This window comes from Aquabacter albus (assembly GCF_040049275.1).
Taxonomy (GTDB): domain Bacteria; phylum Pseudomonadota; class Alphaproteobacteria; order Rhizobiales; family Xanthobacteraceae; genus Aquabacter.
This window is the reverse complement of the sequence record NZ_JBDZDT010000006.1, coordinates 463,530-485,021: the sequence shown is the minus strand read 5'-3', so window position 1 is coordinate 485,021 and position 21,492 is coordinate 463,530. Positions and strand designations below refer to the sequence as shown.

At 66.7% G+C, this 21,492-nt stretch carries 22 protein-coding genes; 11 read left to right on the top strand and 11 right to left on the bottom strand.

Annotated elements, in window-relative coordinates; translation table 11 throughout:
• Positions 1-16: 16 nt before the first annotated feature.
• Genes ABLE91_RS17950 through ABLE91_RS17930 form a run of 5 tightly spaced genes read left to right on the top strand, consistent with a single transcriptional unit; the run spans position 17 to position 4,962 of the window.
• Positions 17-571, top strand: a complete 555-nt coding sequence (locus ABLE91_RS17950) for a F0F1 ATP synthase subunit delta (RefSeq protein WP_348932877.1) — start codon at positions 17-19, stop codon at positions 569-571.
• On the top strand, positions 571-2,100 hold the full coding sequence (atpA, locus tag ABLE91_RS17945) for a F0F1 ATP synthase subunit alpha (protein WP_348932875.1): 1,530 nt from the start codon (positions 571-573) through the stop codon (positions 2,098-2,100). The genes ABLE91_RS17950 and atpA overlap by 1 nt, the downstream gene beginning before the upstream one ends.
• A 39-nt stretch (positions 2,101-2,139) precedes the next feature.
• On the top strand, positions 2,140-3,012 hold the full coding sequence (locus ABLE91_RS17940; RefSeq protein ID WP_348932872.1) for a F0F1 ATP synthase subunit gamma: 873 nt from the start codon (positions 2,140-2,142) through the stop codon (positions 3,010-3,012).
• Between the two features lie 32 nt (positions 3,013-3,044).
• Positions 3,045-4,481 (top strand): F0F1 ATP synthase subunit beta, encoded by a 1,437-nt coding sequence (gene atpD / locus ABLE91_RS17935; protein ID WP_348932870.1) that lies wholly within the window; start codon positions 3,045-3,047, stop codon positions 4,479-4,481.
• 58 nt (positions 4,482-4,539) lie between these two features.
• A complete protein-coding gene (locus ABLE91_RS17930; protein ID WP_348932868.1) occupies positions 4,540-4,962 on the top strand; it encodes a F0F1 ATP synthase subunit epsilon in 423 nt (140 codons plus the stop codon).
• A 407-nt stretch (positions 4,963-5,369) separates the two neighbouring features.
• Here ABLE91_RS17930 and ABLE91_RS17925 read toward each other — a convergent pair whose 3' ends face one another.
• Both ABLE91_RS17925 and ABLE91_RS17920 read right to left on the bottom strand, forming a co-directional pair.
• Positions 5,370-5,960, bottom strand: a complete 591-nt coding sequence (locus ABLE91_RS17925; RefSeq protein WP_348932866.1) for a protein-S-isoprenylcysteine O-methyltransferase — start codon at positions 5,958-5,960, stop codon at positions 5,370-5,372.
• Positions 5,957-7,192, bottom strand: a complete 1,236-nt coding sequence (locus tag ABLE91_RS17920) for an alpha/beta fold hydrolase (RefSeq protein WP_348932864.1) — start codon at positions 7,190-7,192, stop codon at positions 5,957-5,959. The genes ABLE91_RS17925 and ABLE91_RS17920 overlap by 4 nt, the downstream gene beginning before the upstream one ends.
• Before the next feature lie 33 nt (positions 7,193-7,225).
• Here ABLE91_RS17920 and ABLE91_RS17915 point away from each other — a divergent pair, with 33 nt between their 5' ends.
• Positions 7,226-8,161 (top strand): glycosyltransferase family 2 protein, encoded by a 936-nt coding sequence (locus ABLE91_RS17915; RefSeq protein WP_348932862.1) that lies wholly within the window; start codon positions 7,226-7,228, stop codon positions 8,159-8,161.
• 36 nt (positions 8,162-8,197) lie between these two features.
• Here ABLE91_RS17915 and ABLE91_RS17910 read toward each other — a convergent pair whose 3' ends face one another.
• On the bottom strand, positions 8,198-8,545 hold the full coding sequence (locus ABLE91_RS17910; protein WP_348932860.1) for a DUF1236 domain-containing protein: 348 nt from the start codon (positions 8,543-8,545) through the stop codon (positions 8,198-8,200).
• Between the two features lie 390 nt (positions 8,546-8,935).
• On the opposite strand from ABLE91_RS17910, the gene dxs reads away from it, so the two are divergent.
• Positions 8,936-10,858 (top strand): 1-deoxy-D-xylulose-5-phosphate synthase, encoded by a 1,923-nt coding sequence (gene dxs, locus ABLE91_RS17905; protein ID WP_348932858.1) that lies wholly within the window; start codon positions 8,936-8,938, stop codon positions 10,856-10,858.
• Between the two features lie 26 nt (positions 10,859-10,884).
• On the opposite strand, the gene ABLE91_RS17900 is transcribed toward dxs, so the two are convergent.
• Both ABLE91_RS17900 and ABLE91_RS17895 read right to left on the bottom strand, forming a co-directional pair.
• On the bottom strand, positions 10,885-11,343 hold the full coding sequence (locus ABLE91_RS17900) for a hypothetical protein (RefSeq protein ID WP_348932855.1): 459 nt from the start codon (positions 11,341-11,343) through the stop codon (positions 10,885-10,887).
• 74 nt (positions 11,344-11,417) lie between these two features.
• Positions 11,418-11,975 carry a hypothetical protein gene (locus tag ABLE91_RS17895; RefSeq protein WP_348932853.1) on the bottom strand — a complete coding sequence of 186 codons (558 nt, stop codon included), beginning with the start codon at positions 11,973-11,975 and terminating at the stop codon, positions 11,418-11,420.
• A 256-nt stretch (positions 11,976-12,231) separates the two neighbouring features.
• Here ABLE91_RS17895 and ABLE91_RS17890 point away from each other — a divergent pair, with 256 nt between their 5' ends.
• The 3 genes from ABLE91_RS17890 (at position 12,232) to ABLE91_RS17880 (ending at position 14,845) form a co-directional block, all read left to right on the top strand.
• The gene (locus ABLE91_RS17890) at positions 12,232-12,960 is read left to right on the top strand and encodes a TlyA family RNA methyltransferase (protein ID WP_348932851.1); all 729 of its coding nucleotides are present in this window, start codon (positions 12,232-12,234) and stop codon (positions 12,958-12,960) included.
• On the top strand, positions 12,960-14,174 hold the full coding sequence (locus ABLE91_RS17885) for a class I SAM-dependent RNA methyltransferase (protein WP_348933028.1): 1,215 nt from the start codon (positions 12,960-12,962) through the stop codon (positions 14,172-14,174). The genes ABLE91_RS17890 and ABLE91_RS17885 overlap by 1 nt, the downstream gene beginning before the upstream one ends.
• A gap of 98 nt (positions 14,175-14,272) precedes the next feature.
• On the top strand, positions 14,273-14,845 hold the full coding sequence (locus ABLE91_RS17880) for a DUF4142 domain-containing protein (RefSeq protein WP_348932848.1): 573 nt from the start codon (positions 14,273-14,275) through the stop codon (positions 14,843-14,845).
• Between the two features lie 173 nt (positions 14,846-15,018).
• Here the strand turns inward: ABLE91_RS17880 and ABLE91_RS17875 are convergent, their stop codons facing one another.
• From ABLE91_RS17875 to aroC, 3 genes are all read right to left on the bottom strand, one after another.
• A complete protein-coding gene (locus tag ABLE91_RS17875) occupies positions 15,019-15,846 on the bottom strand; it encodes a DUF1194 domain-containing protein (protein WP_348932846.1) in 828 nt (275 codons plus the stop codon).
• A gap of 102 nt (positions 15,847-15,948) precedes the next feature.
• Positions 15,949-17,259, bottom strand: coding sequence for a 3,4-dihydroxy-2-butanone-4-phosphate synthase (gene ribB / locus ABLE91_RS17870; protein ID WP_348932844.1), 1,311 nt, complete (start codon positions 17,257-17,259; stop codon positions 15,949-15,951).
• A gap of 68 nt (positions 17,260-17,327) precedes the next feature.
• On the bottom strand, positions 17,328-18,440 hold the full coding sequence (gene aroC, locus ABLE91_RS17865; RefSeq protein WP_348932841.1) for a chorismate synthase: 1,113 nt from the start codon (positions 18,438-18,440) through the stop codon (positions 17,328-17,330).
• Between the two features lie 142 nt (positions 18,441-18,582).
• On the opposite strand from aroC, the gene ABLE91_RS17860 reads away from it, so the two are divergent.
• Positions 18,583-19,896 (top strand): hemolysin family protein, encoded by a 1,314-nt coding sequence (locus ABLE91_RS17860; protein WP_348932839.1) that lies wholly within the window; start codon positions 18,583-18,585, stop codon positions 19,894-19,896.
• A 34-nt stretch (positions 19,897-19,930) separates the two neighbouring features.
• On the opposite strand, the gene ABLE91_RS17855 is transcribed toward ABLE91_RS17860, so the two are convergent.
• Genes ABLE91_RS17855 through ABLE91_RS17845 form a run of 3 tightly spaced genes read right to left on the bottom strand, consistent with a single transcriptional unit; the run spans position 19,931 to position 21,487 of the window.
• Positions 19,931-20,512, bottom strand: coding sequence for a histidine phosphatase family protein (locus ABLE91_RS17855; RefSeq protein WP_348932837.1), 582 nt, complete (start codon positions 20,510-20,512; stop codon positions 19,931-19,933).
• Complete coding sequence (locus ABLE91_RS17850) at positions 20,509-20,934, bottom strand: hypothetical protein (protein WP_348932836.1); 426 nt, start codon at positions 20,932-20,934, stop codon at positions 20,509-20,511. Before ABLE91_RS17850 ends, ABLE91_RS17855 begins: the two co-directional genes overlap by 4 nt.
• Before the next feature lie 58 nt (positions 20,935-20,992).
• The gene (locus ABLE91_RS17845; protein WP_348932834.1) at positions 20,993-21,487 is read right to left on the bottom strand and encodes a hypothetical protein; all 495 of its coding nucleotides are present in this window, start codon (positions 21,485-21,487) and stop codon (positions 20,993-20,995) included.
• Positions 21,488-21,492: the final 5 nt, after the last annotated feature.

Below are 21,492 nucleotides of genomic sequence, written 5' to 3'. Positions count from 1 at the left end.
CCCAAGAGAGGCGCGGGTGGCGGAAACGATCGTGTCAGGCATGGCGGGGCGCTATGCGACCGCACTGTTCGAACTGGCCGACGAGGCTGGGTCCATCGACGCCGTAAAGGCGGACATGGACAAGCTGACGGCGGTGATCAGCGAGAGCGCGGATTTCGCGCGCCTCGTGAAGAGCCCCGTCTTCTCGGCTGAAGAGCAGGAGAAGGCCGTGGCGGCCGTCCTTGGCGCCCTCGGCATTTCCGGGCTGGCCGCCAACTTCGTGAAGCTGGTGGCGCAGAACCGCCGCCTGTTCGCGCTGCCGGCGATCATCAAGTCCTATCTTGCCCTCGTCGCCGCCAAGCGCGGCGAAGTCACCGCGCAGGTGACGGTGGCCGAGCCCCTCAGCGAAAGCCACACGGCCGCGCTGAAGCAGGCGCTCGTTGAAAAGACCGGCAAGGACGTGGGCCTCGACGTGACCGTCGACCCCTCCATCCTTGGAGGCCTCATCGTCCAGCTCGGCTCCCGCATGGTTGATGCTTCGCTGAAGACCAAACTCAATTCTATTCGGCATTCGATGAAAGAGGTTCGCTGATGGACATTCGAGCCGCTGAAATCACCGCGATCCTCAAGGAGCAGATCCAGAATTTCGGCCAGGAGGCGGAAGTCTCCGAGGTCGGTCAGGTTCTCTCCGTTGGTGACGGTATCGCGCGCGTCTATGGCCTCGACAATGTCCAGGCCGGCGAGATGGTCGAGTTCGAGAACGGCACGCGCGGCATGGCGCTGAACCTCGAAATCGACAATGTGGGCATCGTGATCTTCGGTTCCGACCGCGAGATCAAGGAAGGCCAGACCGTCAAGCGCACCGGCGCCATCGTGGACGTGCCGGTCGGCAAGGGTCTGCTGGGCCGCGTGGTGGACGCGCTGGGCAATCCCATCGACGGCAAGGGGCCCATCGAGGCCACCGAGCGCCGCCGCGTGGACGTGAAGGCCCCCGGCATCATCCCGCGCAAGTCCGTGCATGAGCCCATGCAGACGGGCCTGAAGGCCATCGACGCGCTGATCCCCATCGGCCGCGGCCAGCGCGAGCTCATCATCGGCGACCGCCAGACCGGCAAGACCGCCGTGGCGCTCGACGCCATCCTCAACCAGAAGCCCATCAACCAGGGCACGGACGAGAAGGCGAAGCTATACTGCGTGTACGTCGCGGTGGGCCAGAAGCGCTCCACCGTCGCGCAGTTCGTGAAGGTGCTGGAAGAGCAGGGCGCGCTGGAATACTCCATCGTCGTCGCCGCCACCGCCTCCGACGCTGCCCCGATGCAGTTCCTGGCGCCCTTCGCCGGCACCGCCATGGGCGAGTTCTTCCGCGACAACGGCATGCATGCCCTGATCATCCACGACGACCTGTCCAAGCAGGCTGTCGCGTATCGTCAGATGTCGCTGCTGCTGCGCCGCCCGCCGGGCCGCGAAGCCTATCCCGGCGACGTGTTCTACTTGCACTCCCGCCTGCTGGAGCGCGCCGCCAAGCTCAATGACGCCAACGGCGCCGGCTCGCTGACCGCCCTTCCGGTCATCGAGACCCAGGCGAACGACGTGTCGGCCTATATCCCGACCAATGTCATCTCCATCACTGACGGCCAGATCTTCCTGGAGTCCGACCTGTTCTACCAGGGCATCCGCCCGGCGGTGAACGTCGGCCTCTCGGTGTCCCGCGTGGGATCTTCCGCGCAGATCAAGGCGATGAAGCAGGTGGCGGGCAAGATCAAGGGCGAGCTCGCCCAGTATCGTGAGCTCGCGGCCTTCGCCCAGTTCGGCTCGGACCTCGACGCTTCGACCCAGAAGCTGCTGAACCGCGGCGCGCGCCTCACCGAGCTGCTGAAGCAGAGCCAGTTCTCTCCCCTCAAGGTGGAGGAGCAGGTGGTGGTGATCTACGCCGGTACCAATGGCTACCTGGATGCTCTGCCGGTGTCGAAGGTGCGCGAGTACGAGCAGGGCCTCCTGCTTGCCATGCGCTCCCAGCACCAGGACATCCTGGACACGATCCGCACCTCGAAGGAGCTCTCCAAGGAGACCACCGAGAAGCTGGTGAAGGCGCTCGACACCTTCTCCAAGAGCTTCGCCTGAGGTCGCCCTTGAAGCTGTGCAAGTGAAGGGGCGGGCGCCATGGCGAGCCTGAAAGACCTAAGAAACCGCATCGCCTCGGTGAAGGCGACACAGAAGATCACCAAGGCGATGCAGATGGTCGCTGCGGCGAAGCTGCGTCGCGCCCAGATGGCGGCGGAAGCAGCCCGTCCGTTTGCGGAGCGCATGGAGACGGTGCTGGGCAACCTTGCCTCCAGCATCACCACCAGTGCGGACACGCCTCTGCTGCTGGCAGGCACGGGCAGCGACGAGCGGCACCTGCTGATCGTCTGCACCTCCGAGCGCGGCCTGTGCGGCGCCTTCAACACGGCCATCGTCCGCCTCGTGCGCGAGCGGGCCAACACCCTGATCGCGCAGGGCAAGAAGGTGGAGTTCTTCTGCGTGGGCCGTAAGGGCTACGACCAGATCCGCCGCGTCTATCCCAAACAGATCGTCGAGTTCGTCGACCTGCGCGCGGTGCGCACGCTGGGTTATGACAACGCCCACGACATCGGCGACAAGGTGATCGCGCTGTTCAACAAGGGCGCGTTCGACGTCGCCACCGTGTTCTATTCGCACTTCAAGAACGTGGTGACGCAGATCCCGACCGCACAGCAGGTCATCCCAGCGGTTTTCGAAGCGAAGCCGGCGGGCGAGGCGGTGCCTTACGACTACGAGCCGGAGGAGAGCGAGATCCTCGCCGACCTCCTGCCGCGCAACATCGGGGTGCAGATCTTTCGGGCACTCCTGGAGAACCAGGCGTCGTTCTATGGCTCTCAGATGAGCGCCATGGACAACGCGACCCGCAATGCGGGCGACATGATCAAGAAGCAGACGCTGATCTATAACCGGACGCGTCAGGCCATGATCACGAAGGAACTCATCGAAATCATCTCCGGCGCCGAAGCGCTCTGACGGCAGCGGGACGAGGATAAAGGACGACGAACATGGCGAACTCCACCGGACGCATCACCCAGGTTATCGGCGCCGTCGTCGACGTGCAGTTCGACGAGCACCTGCCGGAAATCCTCAACGCGCTGGAGACCTCCAACCAGGGCAACCGCCTGGTTCTGGAAGTGGCCCAGCATCTCGGTGAGAACACCGTGCGCACCATCGCCATGGACTCTTCCGAGGGTCTCGTGCGCGGCCAGCTCGTCACTGACACCGGCAGCCCCATTATGGTGCCGGTGGGCGAGGCAACCCTCGGCCGCATCATGAACGTTATCGGCGAGCCGGTGGACGAGCTGGGCCCGGTGGTCGGCGATTCCATGCGCGCCATCCACCAGCCGGCGCCGTCCTATGCGGACCAGTCCACGGAAGCCGAGATCCTCGTCACCGGCATCAAGGTGGTGGATCTGCTGGCGCCTTACTCCAAGGGCGGCAAGATCGGCCTGTTCGGCGGCGCGGGCGTCGGCAAGACCGTGCTCATCATGGAGCTCATCAACAACATCGCGAAGGCGCACGGCGGCTATTCCGTGTTCGCCGGCGTCGGCGAGCGCACCCGTGAGGGCAACGATCTCTATTACGAGATGATCGAGTCCAAGGTGAACGTGGACCCGCACGAGCACAACGGCTCGGCCGCTGGCTCCAAGTGCGCCCTGGTCTATGGCCAGATGAACGAGCCTCCGGGTGCTCGTGCCCGCGTCGCGCTGACCGGCCTCACCGTTGCCGAGCACTTCCGCGACCAGGGCCAGGACGTGCTGTTCTTCGTGGACAACATCTTCCGCTTCACCCAGGCCGGCTCGGAAGTGTCCGCGCTGCTGGGCCGCATTCCCTCGGCGGTGGGCTATCAGCCGACCCTCGCGACCGACATGGGCGCGCTCCAGGAGCGCATCACCACCACCACCAAGGGTTCGATCACCTCGGTGCAGGCCATCTACGTGCCCGCCGACGACCTGACCGATCCGGCGCCCGCCGCCTCCTTCGCCCATCTGGACGCCACAACCGTGCTGTCGCGCTCCATCGCGGAAAAGGGCATCTACCCGGCGGTGGACCCGCTGGACTCCACCTCGCGCATCCTGTCCCCGCTGGTGATCGGCGAGGAGCACTACAACGTGGCCCGGCAGGTTCAGCAGACCCTGCAGCGCTACAAGGCGCTCCAGGACATCATCGCCATCCTCGGCATGGACGAGCTGTCCGAAGAGGACAAGATGACGGTGTCCCGCGCCCGCAAGATCGAGCGCTTCCTCTCCCAGCCCTTCCATGTGGCGGAAGTGTTCACCGGCTCGCCCGGCAAGCTGGTGGATCTCGCCGACACCATCAAGGGCTTCAAGGGCCTGGTGGAAGGCAAGTACGACCACCTGCCCGAGCAGGCCTTCTACATGGTGGGTTCCATCGAGGAAGCCATCGAGAAGGGCAAGAAGCTGGCAGCCGAGGCGGCCTGAGGCGCGCCGCGCCTTCGGGCGCGGCTGATCCCGCCACGCGGACAGCGGAGAGAACGACATGGCCACCTTCACGTTTGAACTCGTCTCCCCGGAGCGGCTCGTCTTTTCCGGCGACGTCACCTGGGTGGACGTTCCAGGTTCGGAGGGCGATTTCTCGGTTGGTGCCGGCCATGCGCCGTTCATCGCCATGCTGCGCCCCGGCATCCTGACCATTCGCGGCGAGGGCGCGCCCAAGCGTCTCTTCGTGCGCGGCGGCTTCGCCGAGGCGAACCCCACCAGCCTCACCGTGCTCGCCGAGCGCGCGACGCCGGTGGAGGAGATCAACATGGAGCAGCTTCGGCAGCTCATGAAGGACGCCGAGGAAGACGTCGCCGATGCGCGGACCGACGAGGCCAAGCAGAAGGCTTCTGCCCAGCTCGCCGACCTGAAGCAGGTTGTCGAAGTGCTGAACCAGGGCGCCCTGAGCGGCACCACGCACTGAGCGCTTCCAGGGTTTGGAGTTCAGGAGCCGGGCGTTCGCGCCCGGCTTTTTTGTTGGCAGAAAGAGCGCCCGCTTTGCGACCGGCGCTCCGCCAATTCCCTCTCCCGATCCAAACGCAGCCGTCATGGGCGGGCTTGACCCGAAGTCGGATGTTTCCGACTTCGGTCTCAAGATTGGAAGTCGGCAGCAGCCGACTTGCATGCCATCCACGTAGTTCTGCCGGATGAACGCTTAAGGGATAGCCGTGGATGCCCGGGTCGAGCCCGGGCATGACGATTTCGAGGGCAAGATGGGGGCGCAGACGCGATGTCCCAATCTGGCACGGCTCGTCCGCTCCGCACTGCACACACCGGGAACAAACCCGCTCCGAATCGCGGATGTCCGCAGTCCGTGGTTTGTTCGGCCGCTCAGTAGATGAAGGGCAGGACGCGCTTGGTGCGCGCGCAATAGGCGTCGTATTCGGCGCCGAAGGTCTCGCGCATCATGGCCTCCTCCTCGCCCACCCTGAGGAAGAACAGGATGCCGAAGCCCACAAGGCCGGACAGGCCGGCCACGAGATTCGGCAGAAGCAGCGCCTGCGCCAGGGCCCACAGGAAGAAGGCCGTGTACATGGGGTGCCGCACCCGCTCATAGACGCCGGATGTGATGAGGCGGTGCTGGTCCCTGATCTCCAGCGTCACCGACCATTGCCGCCCCAGGGCCTTGTGGGTGCGCCAGAACAGCCAGAGGGCGACGAGAAACACTGCGATACCGGCCACGACCTGGAGCGGCGAGACGGGGTAGGACAGGCCCCTGGGAAAGCCCGTCGCCACATAGATGGCCGGCACGACACCGAGGCCGAAGGTGGAGATGGAGAGGAGAATCATCTCCCGCGCCGTGCGCCGGCGCCCATCGGCCACGCGGGTGCGGCGCGCCTTGATCTGGAAGGGCAGGCGGATGAGGAACCAGGCGGCGACGCCCACCACCCAGGCGGCCTTGGCGAAAGCAAGCAAGCTCATGCGGCGCCCCGGCGCTCGGCGGGCACGATGGCGCCGTCCTGTTCAAAGATGACCTGCGGCCCCTCGATCTCGTGCACGATCGCGTTGAACGAGACCGGGGCGAAGACGAAGGCGTAGAAATCGTAGGCCGCGCGCCGGTCGTTCGCCAGGAAGAACTGGCAGTGCAGGCGCATGATGTCGAGCCGGAACCGGGAGAAGGTCTCGGGGGTCAGCATCTCGCGGATGGTCACCTGCCGCACGAACGGCCGCAGCAGGCCGTTGGAATTGCCGGCATGGCGCAGGTTGACCGGGTTAACCTTGTAGAAGCTGACAATGTCGTCCCGCGCCTGGAATTCCACCCAGTAGATGTCGCGTGCGTCATAGACCGCCTGCGCCGCCTGCCGCAGCCACGCACCTGCCGGGTGAAGCGCGAACTTGGCCGAGGTGTTGCCCACGGTCAGCAGGCGGATGGACGCGTGCTGGGGAAAGTCGGGATCCTTCTCCAGCGCCCGCGCCAGCAGGCTCACCGCATGCATGGCGCCGAGGCTATGGCCGGCGATGACGATCTCATCCACCCCGCCTTCCGCCACCACCGCCAGAAGCCGGTCGGCGAACGCGTCCATGCGCGCCTCGATGGCGGGGTGGCGCCGGCGCACGAAGTCTACCGAGAATTCTGCAAGGTCCAGGGATTGCTGCAGCCGCACCCGCGCCCCGAACGTCGCCATGAGACCGAAGAAAGCGCCGGCTGTCGCCGCTATGGACAGGCCGGCCGCCATCCACCCTCCCAGCGCCGCGGCGAAGCCGAAGACGAGCCAGCCGGCAAAGATGGACGCCGCCGTGATGGCGAGGAGGGCGACATAAGTGAGGACGAAGAAGATGCCGTAGCGGTGGCTGAACTGGAAATAGCGCAGGATCGTTCCGGTCGCGATCATGTCGGCGATGGCCCGCAGGCCTCCGCCAATATGCGACCAGCGGCTGCGCCGCATGTCCGCCCGCACCAGATCGTCCCAGGCCAGAAGCTCGAATCGCGTCTGCGTGGTCCAGCCGGGGCCGGAGGCGACGGCATCCCACTGGGCGCCGGTTGGGGTCGGGCGAGGATGGGGCTCGCACTCCGCCTGCGTGTTCCACACCGAGGCAAAGCGCGCCATCTCCCGGGTGAAGATGCGGTGGTGCCCTTCCGCATCCATGGGATCGAAGCCGGCCAGGAAGAAGAAATGGCGGCGGAGCGTCGGGGCGTTGTCGCGCAGCGGCATGGTCCGCAGCCTTCTACCGGAGGAGGCGGTGCGATGAAAGGGCCGCGCGGCGGTTTGACCGCGCCGGGGCAGGTGCTACCTATCCAGCGCGGCGCACCGCCGCGGCTTGGGCAAGGGTTTTCCGTGCAGTCGCTTGATTCCGTCTCGGTGGTCCTGGTCTCCTATGACAGCGGAGCGGTGATCGGCCGGGCGGTGGCGTCGGTGCCGCGGGAAGCCGAAATCATCATCGTCGACAATGCGAGCCCCGAGGGCACCGGCTTCATGGACGGGCTGGCGCGCCCGGCCACCTTATTGCCCATGGCACGCAACATGGGCTTCGGCACCGCCTGCAATGCCGGCGCGCGGGCAGCGCGCGGGCGTCATGTATTCTTCCTCAATCCCGACGCGGTATTGGAGGAGGGGGCTCTCACTACGCTGCTCGCCACCGCCGGCCGATACGGGCCGGGCCTGCTGATGCCGTCCATCGTCGGCGAGAACGGGCGGCTGATGCGCAAGGAAGGGTCGATCTTCCAGCCCGTGCCGCGTGGGCGCCGGTTGAAGGAGCAGGAGATCGCCGGGGACTATTGCACGCGCTTCGTGCACGGCGCGGCCTTCCTGGTGGAGCGCGACCTGTTCCTGGAGATGGGCGGGTTTGACGAGCGCATCTTCCTCTATCACGAGGACGACGACCTCGCTTTGCGCGCGGAGGCGCGGCATCTGCCCATTATCGTGGTGCCGGAGGCGCGCGTACGCCATGGCGGCGGCAAGTCCAGCGCGCCCAGCCTGAAGCGCACCTTCGCGATAAACCGCCTGAAGAAGCATTCCGAGCTTTACCTGCGCCGGAAATACGGCCGGCCCATCGCCTTCCTGCGCGATGCGGCGCGGCTCGGGGGAGGGTGCCTTCTGGCCGCCCTGACCCTCGACAGACACCGGTTCATGATCCGCGCCGGCAAGCTGGCAGGGCTTCTGGATGAGCGCGGGGCGCCGTGACGACGCCCCGCTTTCATCGGTGTGCTGACGTTCAGGTTACTCGATGATCTGGATGACCTTCCGGGTGCCGGGCTCCACCAGCACGGTCTGGCCGCCGATCACGGAATAGCGGTAGCGGCTGACGCCCACGTCGGACGGGAAGGAATAGAGCTCAACGCTTTGGGGGACCGTGGCACCCGTGGAAACGGTGAAGCCGGACGGCGCGGCCACCGACGGACGCTGCTCGCGGACCACATAATCGCGGATCTTGGTGCGCTGCTCTGTGGTGACGGAGACCGAGCTGGACCCGCTGGGCGAAACGGTGGTGGTGGTGCTTGTCTGGGCCAGTGCCGGCGCTGTGACAAGAAGCGCGGCAATGGTCGCTACTGCAAAGTTAGCACGCATGATGTTCTCCAATGCTATGCCCGAATTCGAACGATGGGAGTAGCGAAGGGTTCCTGAAATAATGAGGATGATGTCATCTAGGACTGTTTGGGCAAAAAATCTTATAATTGGCTCAGAATATACTTTTATACGCCGAATCTATGCCGCACATACGTCTTGTTGTTTCCAAAATTATTCCCAGATTTAGGGCTCCTGTGGGTGAGGCGCGGGACTATCGGATGCTGCGCTGATGGTGCCGCAAAACGGGGCCATTTCCTTGATCCGTTGCGCGTTTCGGTGCAGCCGTGTAAGCCTCAAAGGCCTGCGCGGGAGAAACCGCCGACCCGGCCCGTCCCGTCGGACCGGCCCGGTCCCTCCAGCGCCAAGACGGCCGATTGGGCGGAGTTTTTCGTGACGGTTTCCAGGACCCCGCTTCTCGACACGGTGACCTCGCCCGCCGACCTGCGGGCGCTGCCGGACGAGAAACTGCAGCAGCTTGCCGACGAGCTGCGCGCCGAGACCATCGATGCGGTTTCCGTCACGGGCGGGCATTTGGGCGCCGGGCTCGGCGTGGTGGAACTCACCGTTGCGCTGCACCACGTCTTCGAGACCCCGCGCGACCGGCTGATCTGGGACGTGGGGCACCAAGCCTATCCCCACAAGATTCTCACCGGCCGGCGCGACCGCATCCGCACCCTGCGCCAGAGCGGGGGGCTTTCCGGCTTCACCCGGAGGTCCGAGAGCGAATACGACCCGTTCGGCGCCGCCCATTCCTCCACTTCCATCTCGGCCGGGCTCGGCATGGCGGTGGCGCGCGACCTCTCGGGGGAAGACCGCAACGTCGTTTGCGTCATCGGAGACGGCGCCATGTCGGCGGGCATGGCCTATGAAGCGATGAACAATGCCGGCGCCATGGACAGCCGGCTCATCGTCATCCTCAACGACAATGACATGTCCATCGCCCCGCCCACGGGCGCCATGTCGGCCTATCTGGCGCGGCTCATCTCCGGGCGCACCTATCTCTCGCTGCGCGAGCTGGGCAAGCAGCTCTCCCGCCACATGCCGAAGTTCGTGGAGCGCGGCGCGCAGCGGGCGGAGGAGTTCGCGCGCGGCTTCTGGACCGGCGGCACGCTGTTCGAGGAGATGGGCTTCTATTATGTGGGCCCCATCGACGGCCACAATCTGGAGCACCTGCTTCCGGTGCTGCGCAATGTGCGCGACGCCAAGACCGGGCCGATCCTGGTGCATGTGGTGACCCAGAAGGGCAAGGGCTACGCCCCCGCCGAGGCCTCCGCCGACAAGTATCACGGCGTGGTCAAGTTCGACGTGGTGACGGGCACGCAGGTTAAGCCCAAGTCCAATGCGCCGTCCTATACCCGCGTGTTCGCTGAGAGCCTCATCAGCGAGGCGCGGCGCGACGAGAAGATCGTCGCCATCACCGCGGCCATGCCCTCGGGTACGGGGCTCGATCTGTTCGGGCAGGCGTATCCCGAGCGCACCTTCGATGTGGGCATCGCCGAGCAGCACGCGGTGACGTTTGCCGCCGGGCTCGCGACCGAGGGCTACAAGCCCTTCTGCGCGCTTTATTCCACTTTCCTCCAGCGGGCCTATGACCAGGTGGTGCACGACGTCGCCATCCAGGGCCTGCCGGTGCGCTTCGCCATCGACCGGGCCGGACTCGTGGGGGCAGACGGGGCGACCCATGCGGGCGCCTATGACGTCGCCTTCCTCGCCTGCCTGCCGGGCTTCACCATCATGGCCCCCGCCGACGAGGCGGAGCTGACCCATATGATCGCCACCGCCGTGGCGTTCGACGAAGGGCCCATCGCCTTCCGTTTTCCGCGCGGCGAGGGCGTGGGCGTGGAGCGGCCGGACCAGGGCGAGGTGCTGCCCATCGGCCGCGGGCGTGTGCTGCGCGAGGGCACGGATATCGCGCTCGTCTCATTGGGCACGCGGCTTGCGGCCTGCATGGAGGCGGCTGACCAGCTGGCAGCCATCGGCCTGTCGGCGACGGTGGCGGATGCCCGTTTCGCAAAGCCCATCGACAGCGCGCTGATGCTGCGGCTCGCCCGCGAGCACGGAGCGATGATCACGGTGGAAGAGGGATCGGTGGGCGGCTTCGGCAGCCAGGTGATGCAGCTTCTGAGCGATGCCGGCGCGCTGGATCGCGGCTTCAAGCTGCGCTCCATGGTGCTGCCCGACACCTACATGGACCATGACAGCCCGGCGCATCAGATCGCCATGGCCGGGCTCGATGCCGATGCCATCACGGCGAAGGCCTTGTCGCTGCTCGGCCCCGCCGAGGCGCGCGCGCCGATCACCCGGCGCGCGTGACGCGTTGAGCGCCTAATTGGCGGCGCCTATTTGCAGGCGCCCTCGAACTGGCCGTAGGCGTCCACTGCGCCGTCGAGCACCACCTGCTGCTTGACGCCCTTGGTCTCGATCACCAGCAGCTTGCCGCCGGCGAGGACGGCCTTGATATCGGCCAGCTTGCCGCCGGCATCCACGTCCACGGACGCGGCTTCATCGTTGGCGACGCCCTTTCCGGAGAACTCCTTCTTCACCTTGCCGGCGGTGAGGATGATCTTCGCGGGATCGTTGGCCTTCAGGCCCTTGGAGCCGATGTGCGAGCTGACCAGCACGGTGGCGTTGCCGCGGTCGCAGGTGAAGGAAATGAAGGAGTTGTCGGTCTCGGGCACGCCGAAGAACAGCACCGACCCCGTGTCGGTGTCGGTGGTCCCCCAGGACATCTTGACCTGGGCGGCCGCCGGCAAAGCCGAGGCGGCGAGGAGCGTAAGGGCGAGGGCCGCGCATTTCATGGCGTGTTCCTTGTCAGTTCGCGCGGGATCATAGACGGACGTCGGCAAAGGGAAAGCCGAAGTCGGAAGCTTGGTTAGCGCCGGGAAAGGCAGGACGCCTCGAAGTCGGCGAGGCGCGCTCGCGCATTGGCCAGAGGAAAGCTCTGGTTGACGCTCGGCATTTTCGGGATCGCCGCCGGCATCTTCGCGTTGAGGGTGTCGCCCGCACGGAACAGATCGAACACGCGCGGCTCCAGGGCCACGGCGGCCTCCACCACCAGCGCCCCGTCGCTGGAGCCGAGGAAGGCGGTGGCCGCAAGCTCAAGCCGCCGCTTGCCATTGGTGAGCGACAGCGGGACGCCATCACCGGAGGCGAACGGCTTTCCCTCCACCTCGATGGCGATCTGGAGCAATTGCGCAGAGGGCTGGCAGGTGGCGGCGAAGACGGGGTCGGGGTCGCGAGGCTGGCCGAAGCGCAGCACATAGGTGCCCTCGCCGCGGACGACGCTCCAGACCCGGGTGTCGACCGGTGCCGACGGTTTTGCGGTGGTGGATTTCGTGGACTTGGTCTTGGCCGTGGATGTCGCCGCCTCGGCGGTGCCGAGGCCAAAAGTGATCAGAAGCGCGCCGAAAAGCGCTGGCACTGGGCGCATGCGGACTCCGATCCCGACGGCTGCATGGTGCCGATACGCTTCGGGCGTCACGGCGGACATTCAACTGCGAAGGTCGCTTGATGGTTCAGGGAAAAAACGTCGCGGGCGCGGGGAGATGGGTCAAGGTCCGGCAGTGGGATTGCCCCCGCCGACGCTCTGCTATCTTACCGCACGACCATCCTTTAGAAGGGTCACCATGGCGAGATGGTGGCGCGGTTTCACGATCTTTCCTAGGGGCGTATCAGGGTAGGGTTAAATGACGCGTCAGCGCATCGATAAGCTGCTGGTGGCGCGCGGCCTGTTCGACAGCCGGGCCCGCGCGCAGGCGGCGGTGCGGGCGGGGCTGGTGCGGGTGGACGGTGTGGCCGCCACAAAACCCTCCGAGGAAGTGGCCGAGGATGCGGTGCTGCTGGCGCAAGAGGCCCATCCCTTCGTCTCGCGCGGCGGCCTGAAGCTGCAAGCCGCGCTGGATGCCTTCGGCTTCAATCCCGAAGGCTGCATCGCGCTGGATGTGGGCGCCTCGACAGGCGGGTTCACCGATGTGCTGCTCGCGCGCGGCGCCAGGCGGGTCTATGCGGTGGATGTCGGGCACGACCAGTTCCATCCGCGCCTGCGCGCGCGCCCGGAAGTGCAATTGTTCGAAGGCACGGACGCCCGCTCCCTGTCGCGGGAGCTTGTGCCGGAGCCCGTGGATCTCGTGGTGGTGGATGTGAGCTTCATTTCCCTTTCGCTGGTGCTGCCGGCCGCCTTGAGCCTGGCGGGGGAGGGCGCCCGCCTTGCGGCATTGGTGAAGCCGCAGTTCGAGGCGGGCCCGGCGCGGGTGAAGAAGGGCATCGTGCGCGACGCGGCGGTGCATGAGGAAGTTTGCGCGCGCGTCTCGGCGGAGGTATCGGCGCTGGGATGGCGGGTTGTCGGCCTCATCCCCTCGCCCATCGAAGGCGGCGACGGCAACCGCGAATTCCTGATCGGAGCAGAGCGAGCGTGATGGAGGCGGTTGTGGCGCGCATGGGCGCACAGGGCGACGGCATTATCGAGGCCGAGGACGGCTCCCTGTTCGCGCCTTATACCCTGCCGGGCGAGCGGGTGAGCGGGGTGCGCGAGAAGGACAAGCTCAAGGTGGAGCGGATCCTCTCCGCGAGCCTTGAGCGCGTCGCGCCTGAATGCGGCCATTTCGGCATTTGCGGCGGCTGCCTGCTCCAGCATTGGGAGGCGGGGGCCTACCAGCGCTGGAAGCGGGATCTGGTGGTCCAGGCGCTCCGGTGGGAAGGCATCGAGACGGAGATTGCGCCGCTGGTGGATGCCCATGGGGCTGGGCGGCGGCGCGTGATCTTCCATGCGCGGCAGGCGGGCGCGCGGACCATCGTGGGCTTCGCCGAGCGCAAATCCCATTCCATGGTGCCCATCGTGGAATGCCCGGTGCTGGCCCCGGCGCTGGACCAGGCCCTGCCGGCCGCGCGGGCAGTGGCCGAGGCGCTGGCACCCCTGAAGAAGCCGCTCGACCTCCACGTCACCGCTACCGAGGCGGGAATGGACATGGATGTGCGGGGCTCCGGCCCCCTCCCGCCCATGATCGCCATGGATCTCGGCGCCATCGCCCAAACCTTCCGCCTCGCCCGCCTCACCCGACATGGGGAATTGGTGGCGCAGCACGAGGCGCCGTTCGTCACCATGGGCCGGGCGCGGGTGCATCTGCCGCCGGCGTCTTTCCTCCAGGCGACGCAGGCCGGGGAGGAGGCCCTGGCGATGCTGGCCCTCTCCATCGTGGCGGGTGCCAAGAGCGTGGCGGACCTGTTCTGCGGCGTCGGCACCTTCGCCTTGCGCCTCGCCGAGACCGCCCGCGTTGCGGCCTATGAGAACAATGCGGGCGCCATCGCCGCGCTCGCCCGTGCGTCGGCGCCCGGCCTGAAGGGCGTCGAGGCGGAGGTGCGCGACCTGTTCCGCCGGCCTTTGCTGGCGGAGGAGCTTGCCCGGTTCGACGCGGTGGTCATCGACCCGCCGCGCCAGGGGGCGGAAGCGCAGGCGCGGGAACTGGCGCGGGCGAAGCTCGATCGCATCGCCTATGTCTCCTGCAGCGCCTCCACCTTCGCCCGCGATGCGCGGCTCCTGGCGGAAGGGGGATTCCGCCTGCGACATGTCACCCCGGTGGATCAGTTCCGCTATTCGCCGCACGTGGAGCTGGTGGGCCATTTCCAGCGCTAAGCCAGAGCCTTAATGCCCGCGAGGCATGCGGAAGGGGGCTGGTGCCGTGCCCCGAAAAAGGGCTAGAAAGAGGCGGTATCCTTTTCGGGGAGAGGGCAATGAGGGCTGTTATTTTCGCCTCCGCCGTGGCCTTGGCTTTGAGCGCCACGCTGGCTTCCGCGCAGACCATGAGCATGCCGACGGCCGCCGCCGCCGGTCCCACGCCGGCCGCTCTCGCCGCCGCCGCGACCGTGCCGAGCACCAAGGCGTTCGTGGAGACCGCCGCCGCCGCCAACCAGTTCGAGATCGTGTCGAGCCAGCTCGCGCTGACCAAGACCAAGAACAAGAAGATCGTCGCCTTCGCCAAGAAGATGATCAAGGACCACACCCAGATCGGGAAGAACTACGTCGCGGCCCTGGGCAAGGCGAATACCGGCATCACCCCGCCGGCGGGCCTCGGCGACGAGCTGGACAAGATCATGGCGCGCCTGAAGTCCGAAGAGGGCGCGACCTTTGAGGCGGACTACATCGCCGCCCAGACCAAGGGCCACCAGGATGCGGTGGGCCTCTTCGCCGGCTATGCCAAGGGCGGGGACAACAAGGTGGTGCAGGCCTTCGCCAAGAAGACCCTGCCCATGATCGAGATGCATCTTCAGATGTGCTACGAGCTGGCCGCCGCTCAGAAGAAGTGAGGGGCAGCTCTAAGTAAGCTGCAACGTGAAAGCCGTCACGTCATGGCCGGGCTTGTCCCGGCCATCCACGCGGCTCCGCATGTGCTGAGCGAACGGTGGGACGTGGATGCCCGGGCCAAGCCCGGGCATGACGGTTGTTTAGTTGCTACGTGGGCAAAGGAATCCGGCCGGCCTCAATTGTTCCAGTGCTCTTGCCACATGCGCTCGCCCACAAGGCAGGAGACGCGGGCGGGGTCCACCACCGGTACGACGCGCGATGACGCGGATGGGGGCTTCACTCCGGCCACTTCCAGCACCAGCTTGGTCTTGATGGCGCGGGCGAACTCCGCCGTGGAGCGCACCGGGATGACGAAAGCCCCGGCGCCGCCGATGACGCAATCCTCATAGTAGAGGTCCAGCTCCGGCACATCCATGGCGGAATTGGTGCCCCGTTTCAGCAGCAAGGGCAGGCCGTTGATGGTGACGCCGCGGCTCACCACCTCGTCGCGCACCCGCGTCACCGGCGGGCCCTGATTGTTGACCCCGTCACCGGACACGTCGATCACGTTGCGCAGGCCGCGATAGCCGCTGGACTGGAACAGCTTGGAGGAGAACAGCAGGGCGCCGGAAATGGATGTGCGATAGGCCCGCCGCAGCGGCGTCGCGAGGATGGCGTCGGAGAGCGCCTTCGCGCTCGCCGGGCCGTCGACGATCTGCCACGGCAATATCACCCGCTGCTCGCTTTCGCCGGCCCATTCCACATAGGTCACCGCGATCCGCCCGTTGGGGCCGAGCTTGAGGGCGTCCAGGAACTCGCTGGAAATCAGCGCCGCCGCATAGCCCTCGCGTTGCAAGGCTTGCTCGTCCGGGTCCATGGAATAGGAAATGTCCACCGCCAGGACGAGCTGGACGTCCACCACATTGTCAGCCTTCTGGGCCGGCGCGGCGGAAGCGGTCGCAGGCGCGAGCGCCCAGGCCAGGGCTGCGAGAAAGACAGCGACACCCAACTTCCGCTGAGCCATGGCTTCCTCCTAAAGGGAACGGCAGCAGGAATGATGCGTCGCATCATGCTGCCACCAAGCCGCCCCGTGAGGAAGAGGTTAGCCGCCTGTTTCTTCAGCGCGTCACGAATCGAGGGATTCGGTCTCCACGATCTCGATGCCGAAGCCGGCCAAGCCCACATAGGTCCGCGCCTTCGAGGCCAGAAGGCGGATGGAGACCACGCCGAGGTCTCGCAGGATCTGTGCGCCGAGGCCCACTTCCCGCCAATGCTGGTCGCGCTCCGCCTCGCTGGCGCTCTTGTCGGAATGGCCCATGGCGGTGGCGGGCACGCCCGAGGTGCCGTCGCGGAGATAGACGAGCACGCCCCGGCCCTCCGCCTGGATGCGCTCCAGCGCCTTCTGCACCGTCTTCGCGCCGCCGAACGCGTCGGCGATGGGGTCGGCACGATGCAGGCGCACCAGGACGTTCTCCCCGTCACCGATGCGGCCGAGCACCACGGCGAGGTGGTTCACGCTCTCGAACGGGGTGAGGAAGGAATAGCCCTTCATCTCGCCGATGGAGGTCGGGACCGGGAATTCCGCCGAGCGGGACACCAGCTTCTCGCGCGCCTGACGATAGGCGATGAGGTCCGCCACCGAGATGCGCACGAGGCTGTGCTTGTCCGCAAAGGCCGTCACCTGCGCGCCCCGCTGGACGGTGCCGTCATCATTCACCAGCTCGGCGATGACGCCCACCGGGGGCAGGCCGGCCAGCCGGCACAGGTCCACTGCCGCCTCGGTGTGGCCGGAGCGCATGAGTACGCCACCTTCCTTGGCGATGAGGGGGAAGACATGGCCCGGCCGCACGAAATCGGCGGCGCCCATGTTTGGGTTGGCAAGCGCGCGCACCGTATTCGTGCGCTCCTCGGCCGAGATGCCGGTGGTGGTGCCGTGCTTCACGTCCACGGAGACCGTGAAGGCGGTGCCCATGGGCGCGTCATTGTTCGCCACCATGGGCTCCAGCCGCAGGCGCTTCGCCTCGGACGGGGGCAGGGGGGTGCAGACGATGCCGGAAGTATTGCGGATCACGAACGCCATCTTCTCCGGCGTCGTGAGGGAGGCGGCGAGGATGAGGTCGCCTTCATTCTCGCGGTCGTCATCGTCGGTCACGACGACAATGTCCCCGCGCGCGATGGCCTCGATGGCGGATTGGACGCGGGACTGGGCGCTGTCGGTCACGGGAACACCTCGAATGCGCGGCGGCGCTAGGCCGAGAAGGTCATTGGGGGTGACGGCTTGGCCGGTGGCTTCCGCGATGCGCTCTGCCGTCTCGCGGGAGACCCAGGCGCGGGCATCGTTGCACAAGGACGTCACGCTGGCGGGCGAGAGCCCCACCTGCCGCGCGAAGGCGCTGCGTGTCGTTCCGGTGCTTTCCAGCCAATCCGTCAGTTTCATGCGGCCAAGCTAGCAAAGCTGTTTTTCAGTCTCAATGAAAATTTATGAGATTTCAGTAAAACTGAAAATCACCGTTCGAAGGGCCAGCGGGGCGTGTCGCCGACCTGGCCGCGATGGCGCAGGAAATGGTCCGCCAGCACGCAGGAGAGCATGCCCTCGCCCACCGGCACGGCGCGGATGCCGACGCAGGGGTCGTGCCGCCCCTTGGTGATGAGGTCTGTCTCCTCGCCGTATTTGTCCACCGTCTTGCGGGGCGTGAGGATGGAAGAGGTGGGCTTCACGGCAAAGCGCGCGATCACAGGCGCCCCCGTGGAGATGCCGCCCAGGATGCCGCCCGCATGGTTGGCAAGAAAAGCGGGCCGTCCCTCATTCCCGCGCCGCATCTCGTCGGCATTCTCCTCGCCGGTGAGCAGGGCGGCGTTGAAGCCTTCGCCGATCTCCACGCCCTTCACCGCATTGATGCCCATGAGGGCCGCGGTGATGTCCGAATCGAGCTTGCCATAGATGGGCGCGCCGAGGCCGGGGGGAACGCCTTCCGCCACCAGCTCGATGACAGCCCCCACGGAAGAGCCGGCCTTGCGGATGCCGTCGAGATACTCGGTCCAGAGCGGCACGGTGCCGGGATCGGGGCAGAAGAAGGGGTTGTTCGGCACCTCGGCCCAATCCCATCGGCTGCGGTCGATCTCGATTTCGCCGATGCGCACCAGCGCGCCGCGCACGGTGACGTCCGGCAGCACCTTGGCCGCCAGCGCGCCGGCGGCGACCCGCATGGCGGTCTCGCGCGCGGAGGAGCGGCCGCCGCCGCGATGGTCGCGGATGCCGTATTTCACGTCATAGGTGAAATCCGCGTGGCCCGGCCGGTAGCTGCCGGCAATGTCGGAATAATCCTTGGAGCGTTGGTCCACATTCTCGATCAGCATGGCCACCGGCGTGCCCGTGGTGACGAGCCCGCCCTCGGGATGCTCCAGCGTACCCGAGAGGATGCGCACCTCATCCGGCTCGCGGCGCTGGGTGGTGAAGCGCGACTGGCCGGGCCTGCGACGGTCCAGCGCGGCCTGGATGTCCTCAAGCGCAAAGCGCAGGCCGGGCGGGCAGCCGTCCACGACGCAGCCGATGGCAGGGCCGTGGCTTTCCCCGAAGGTCGTGACCCGGAACAGATGTCCGAACGTGTTGAACGACATGGCCTCGCTTCCGATCTGTCGCGCTGTCTAGATGAATTTCCTCCAAAATTGAAGGCTCTGGCCCACTGCGGCGCGATCCCTCACGCATCGGCCGCGAGGCTATGCTATGGAGGACGGGACGAAAGGTGCCCTTCTCTTCGCCATGCCCATTATCGAGATCCTGATCGTTCTTTTCCTGGTGTTGCTCAACGCCGTTTTGGCTGCTGCGGAGCTCTCCATCGTCTCCTCCCGCCCCGCGCGCCTGCGCACTCGGGCGGATCGCGGCCATAAGGGTGCGAAGGCGGCGCTCGCGCTTGGCGCCGAGCCGGGCCGTTTTCTCTCCACGGTTCAGATCGGCATCACCCTTATCGGCATCCTCGCCGGCGCCTTCTCCGGCGCAAGCCTGGGCGAGTGGGTGGGCAATAGCCTCGCGGATCTCGGCCTGCCGCACAATCTGTCCGATCCTTTGGGCTATGCCATCGCTGTGGCGGGTATCACCTATGTTTCGCTGGTGATCGGCGAATTGATCCCGAAGCGCATGGCCCTGCGCAACCCCGAGAGCCTCGCCGTCATCCTCGCGCCGCTGATGATCTCCCTGTCGAAGGTCGCGGCTCCGGCTGTCTGGTTGCTGGACCTCTCGACCCAGCTCGTGCTGCGCCTCCTTGGCAGCAAAGCGGGGGAAGGCAGCGGTGTCACGGACGAGGAGATCCGCGCCATCATCGCCGAGGCGGAGGGCGCCGGCGTCATCGAGCCGGCGGAGCGGCGGATGATTTCGGGCGTGATGCGCCTTGCCGACCGTCCGGTCACCGCCATCATGACCCCGCGCCCGGACGTGGAGTGGGTGGACGTCACCGCCAGCGCCGAGGAAATCCGCGCGGCGCTGCTGGACGCGCCCCATAGCCGCATGCCCGCCTGCGAGAAATCTCCCGAGGAGACCCTGGGCGTGATCCAGGCCAAGCGCCTCCTCAACGCCTATCTGAAGGGCGAGACGCCGGACCCGCGCGCGTTCGTGGAGACCGTGCCGTTCCTGGTGGAGACCGTGGGGGCGCTGGAAGCCATGCGCGTCCTGCGCAGCGCCGAGGTGCCCATGGGCATCGTGGTGGACGAATATGGCGACATGGTCGGGGTCGTCACCGGCTACGATCTGCTGGTCGCCATCACCGGCTCCATCCCCGAGACCGACCATGTGCATGAGCGGCATGTGGTGGAGCGGCAGGACGGCTCCTTCCTCATCTCCGGCGAGACGCCGGTGGACGAATTGCGCGAAGTGATCGACGCGGAGCTGCCGGAGGACGGCAGCTACCACACGGTGGCGGGCTTCGCCTTGTCCCAGATCAAGGAGCTGCCCGAAGTGGGGGCGGTGTTCGACGCTTATGGCTGGCGCTTCGAGATCGTCGACATGGACGGCCGGCGCATCGACAAGCTGCTGGCTTTCCGCCCACCGGTCCTGCACCGGCAGAAGGTAGGCGGCGGCTGAGGCGGGAACGCAATCACGCCTCCGGGCGCGCTGCTTATTCAGCCACCTGGAACCTGCCGCCGGCCAGCACATAGACCGCCCCCTGGCGCACGGGAACGATGGTCGCCTCGCTTTGGGGCATGCCGGCCTTGGCGTGCAGGAGCGCACGGATGACGCCGCCATGGGTCACCACCACGGCATCGCCCGGAATGCGGTCCACGGCGGCCACCGCCCGTTCGCTCAGCGTGGCATAGCTTTCCCCGTCCGGCGGCACGAATCCCCAGGGATCGAGATCACGCGCCCGGACGTGGGTGGAATAGCGCTGGCGCAGCTCGGGCCAGGTGTGGCCCTCCCACCGGCCGAAGGAGAGTTCCGCGAGATCGTGGTCCTGTGCGAATTCAGATGCCGGCAGGTCGAGCGCGGTGCGCAGGATGCGCATGGTCTCCACGGCCCGCGAGAGCGGGCTTGAGACATAGGTGAGCGTGCGCACGTCCCCTGTCACCTGATTGAGCACGCGGCCCACCTGCGCCGCCTGGGCCCGCCCGAGGCTGTTCAGCGTGATGTCACGGCGGCCTTGCAGGCGGCCGGCGATGTTCCAGTCCGTTTCGCCGTGGCGTACCAGGAAGAGGCGCGTCATCGGCCGGGCAATGTGATCGTGTGCGTGTACCACTGGCCGATGGGCGGATAGGCGACGCGGATGGTCGCCTGTCCCGCGCCTGAGCCGGTGACGATGGTGCCCGGCAGCCTGCGGCCGAGGCAGACGAGATAGCCGTAATCCGTGCCCGTGACGACGTACGTACCGAGCCGGATGTTCAGGTGCACGCCGGGGGAGGCGCTGATGACGGTGATCTGCGGCTCGCCCTGATTGGTGCATTGCTGGTTGGCGGTGCCGGCCGCGAACAGCACGCCGTCGCCGCCGCCGGTGTAGAAATTCACCACATAGGCGTCGGGGTCGTTGTCGGCGCGGGCGAAGGCGGGGCTGGCGGCGGCCGAGACGGCGCCGGCCAGCACAATGCCTGCCAGAATCCCCCGCGGCGCGGGGTGGGTTTTGAAGCTCATGATCCGACCTCCCCTTTTTGGAACCGGGGACGTGCGAGCCTGAAACAGGCGACCGACCTCACCGGTAGGGCACCTCTACGACATGATCATACCATGCCCCGAGATTGGGGTAGGTCACGCGCAGCGCGATCCTTGCGCCGCCCTTGGGCGGACGGCCCACATAGCGCACCACCGCCCCGCTGACGGGCCGGCCCAGGCAGAAGGTGGAGCCGGCGTCGGTGCCGCTGGCGATGAACGTGCCGGGCGAGACCACCACCTTGCCTCTCGCCGGGGCGTTGAGCACGGCGATCGTCGGCCGCTGCCCAGTCTGGCAGAGGAAATCCACCGTCGCTGCCCCGAAGGCCGTGCCCTTTGGCCCGCCGGCGCTGCCGGTGAGATAGGCGATGCTCGATTCGGAGGGGGTGACGTAATTCGGGAAGATCGCGCCGCCGGGGCCGAAGATGCGCTCGCTCAGCGGATATTCCTGGAAGCTCGTCCAGCTTTGCGCCAGCGCGCCCGAAGCCGTGCCGAGGGACAGGAGAAAAGCTGCGGAAAGGGTTTTCAGCTTGCTCATCCTGT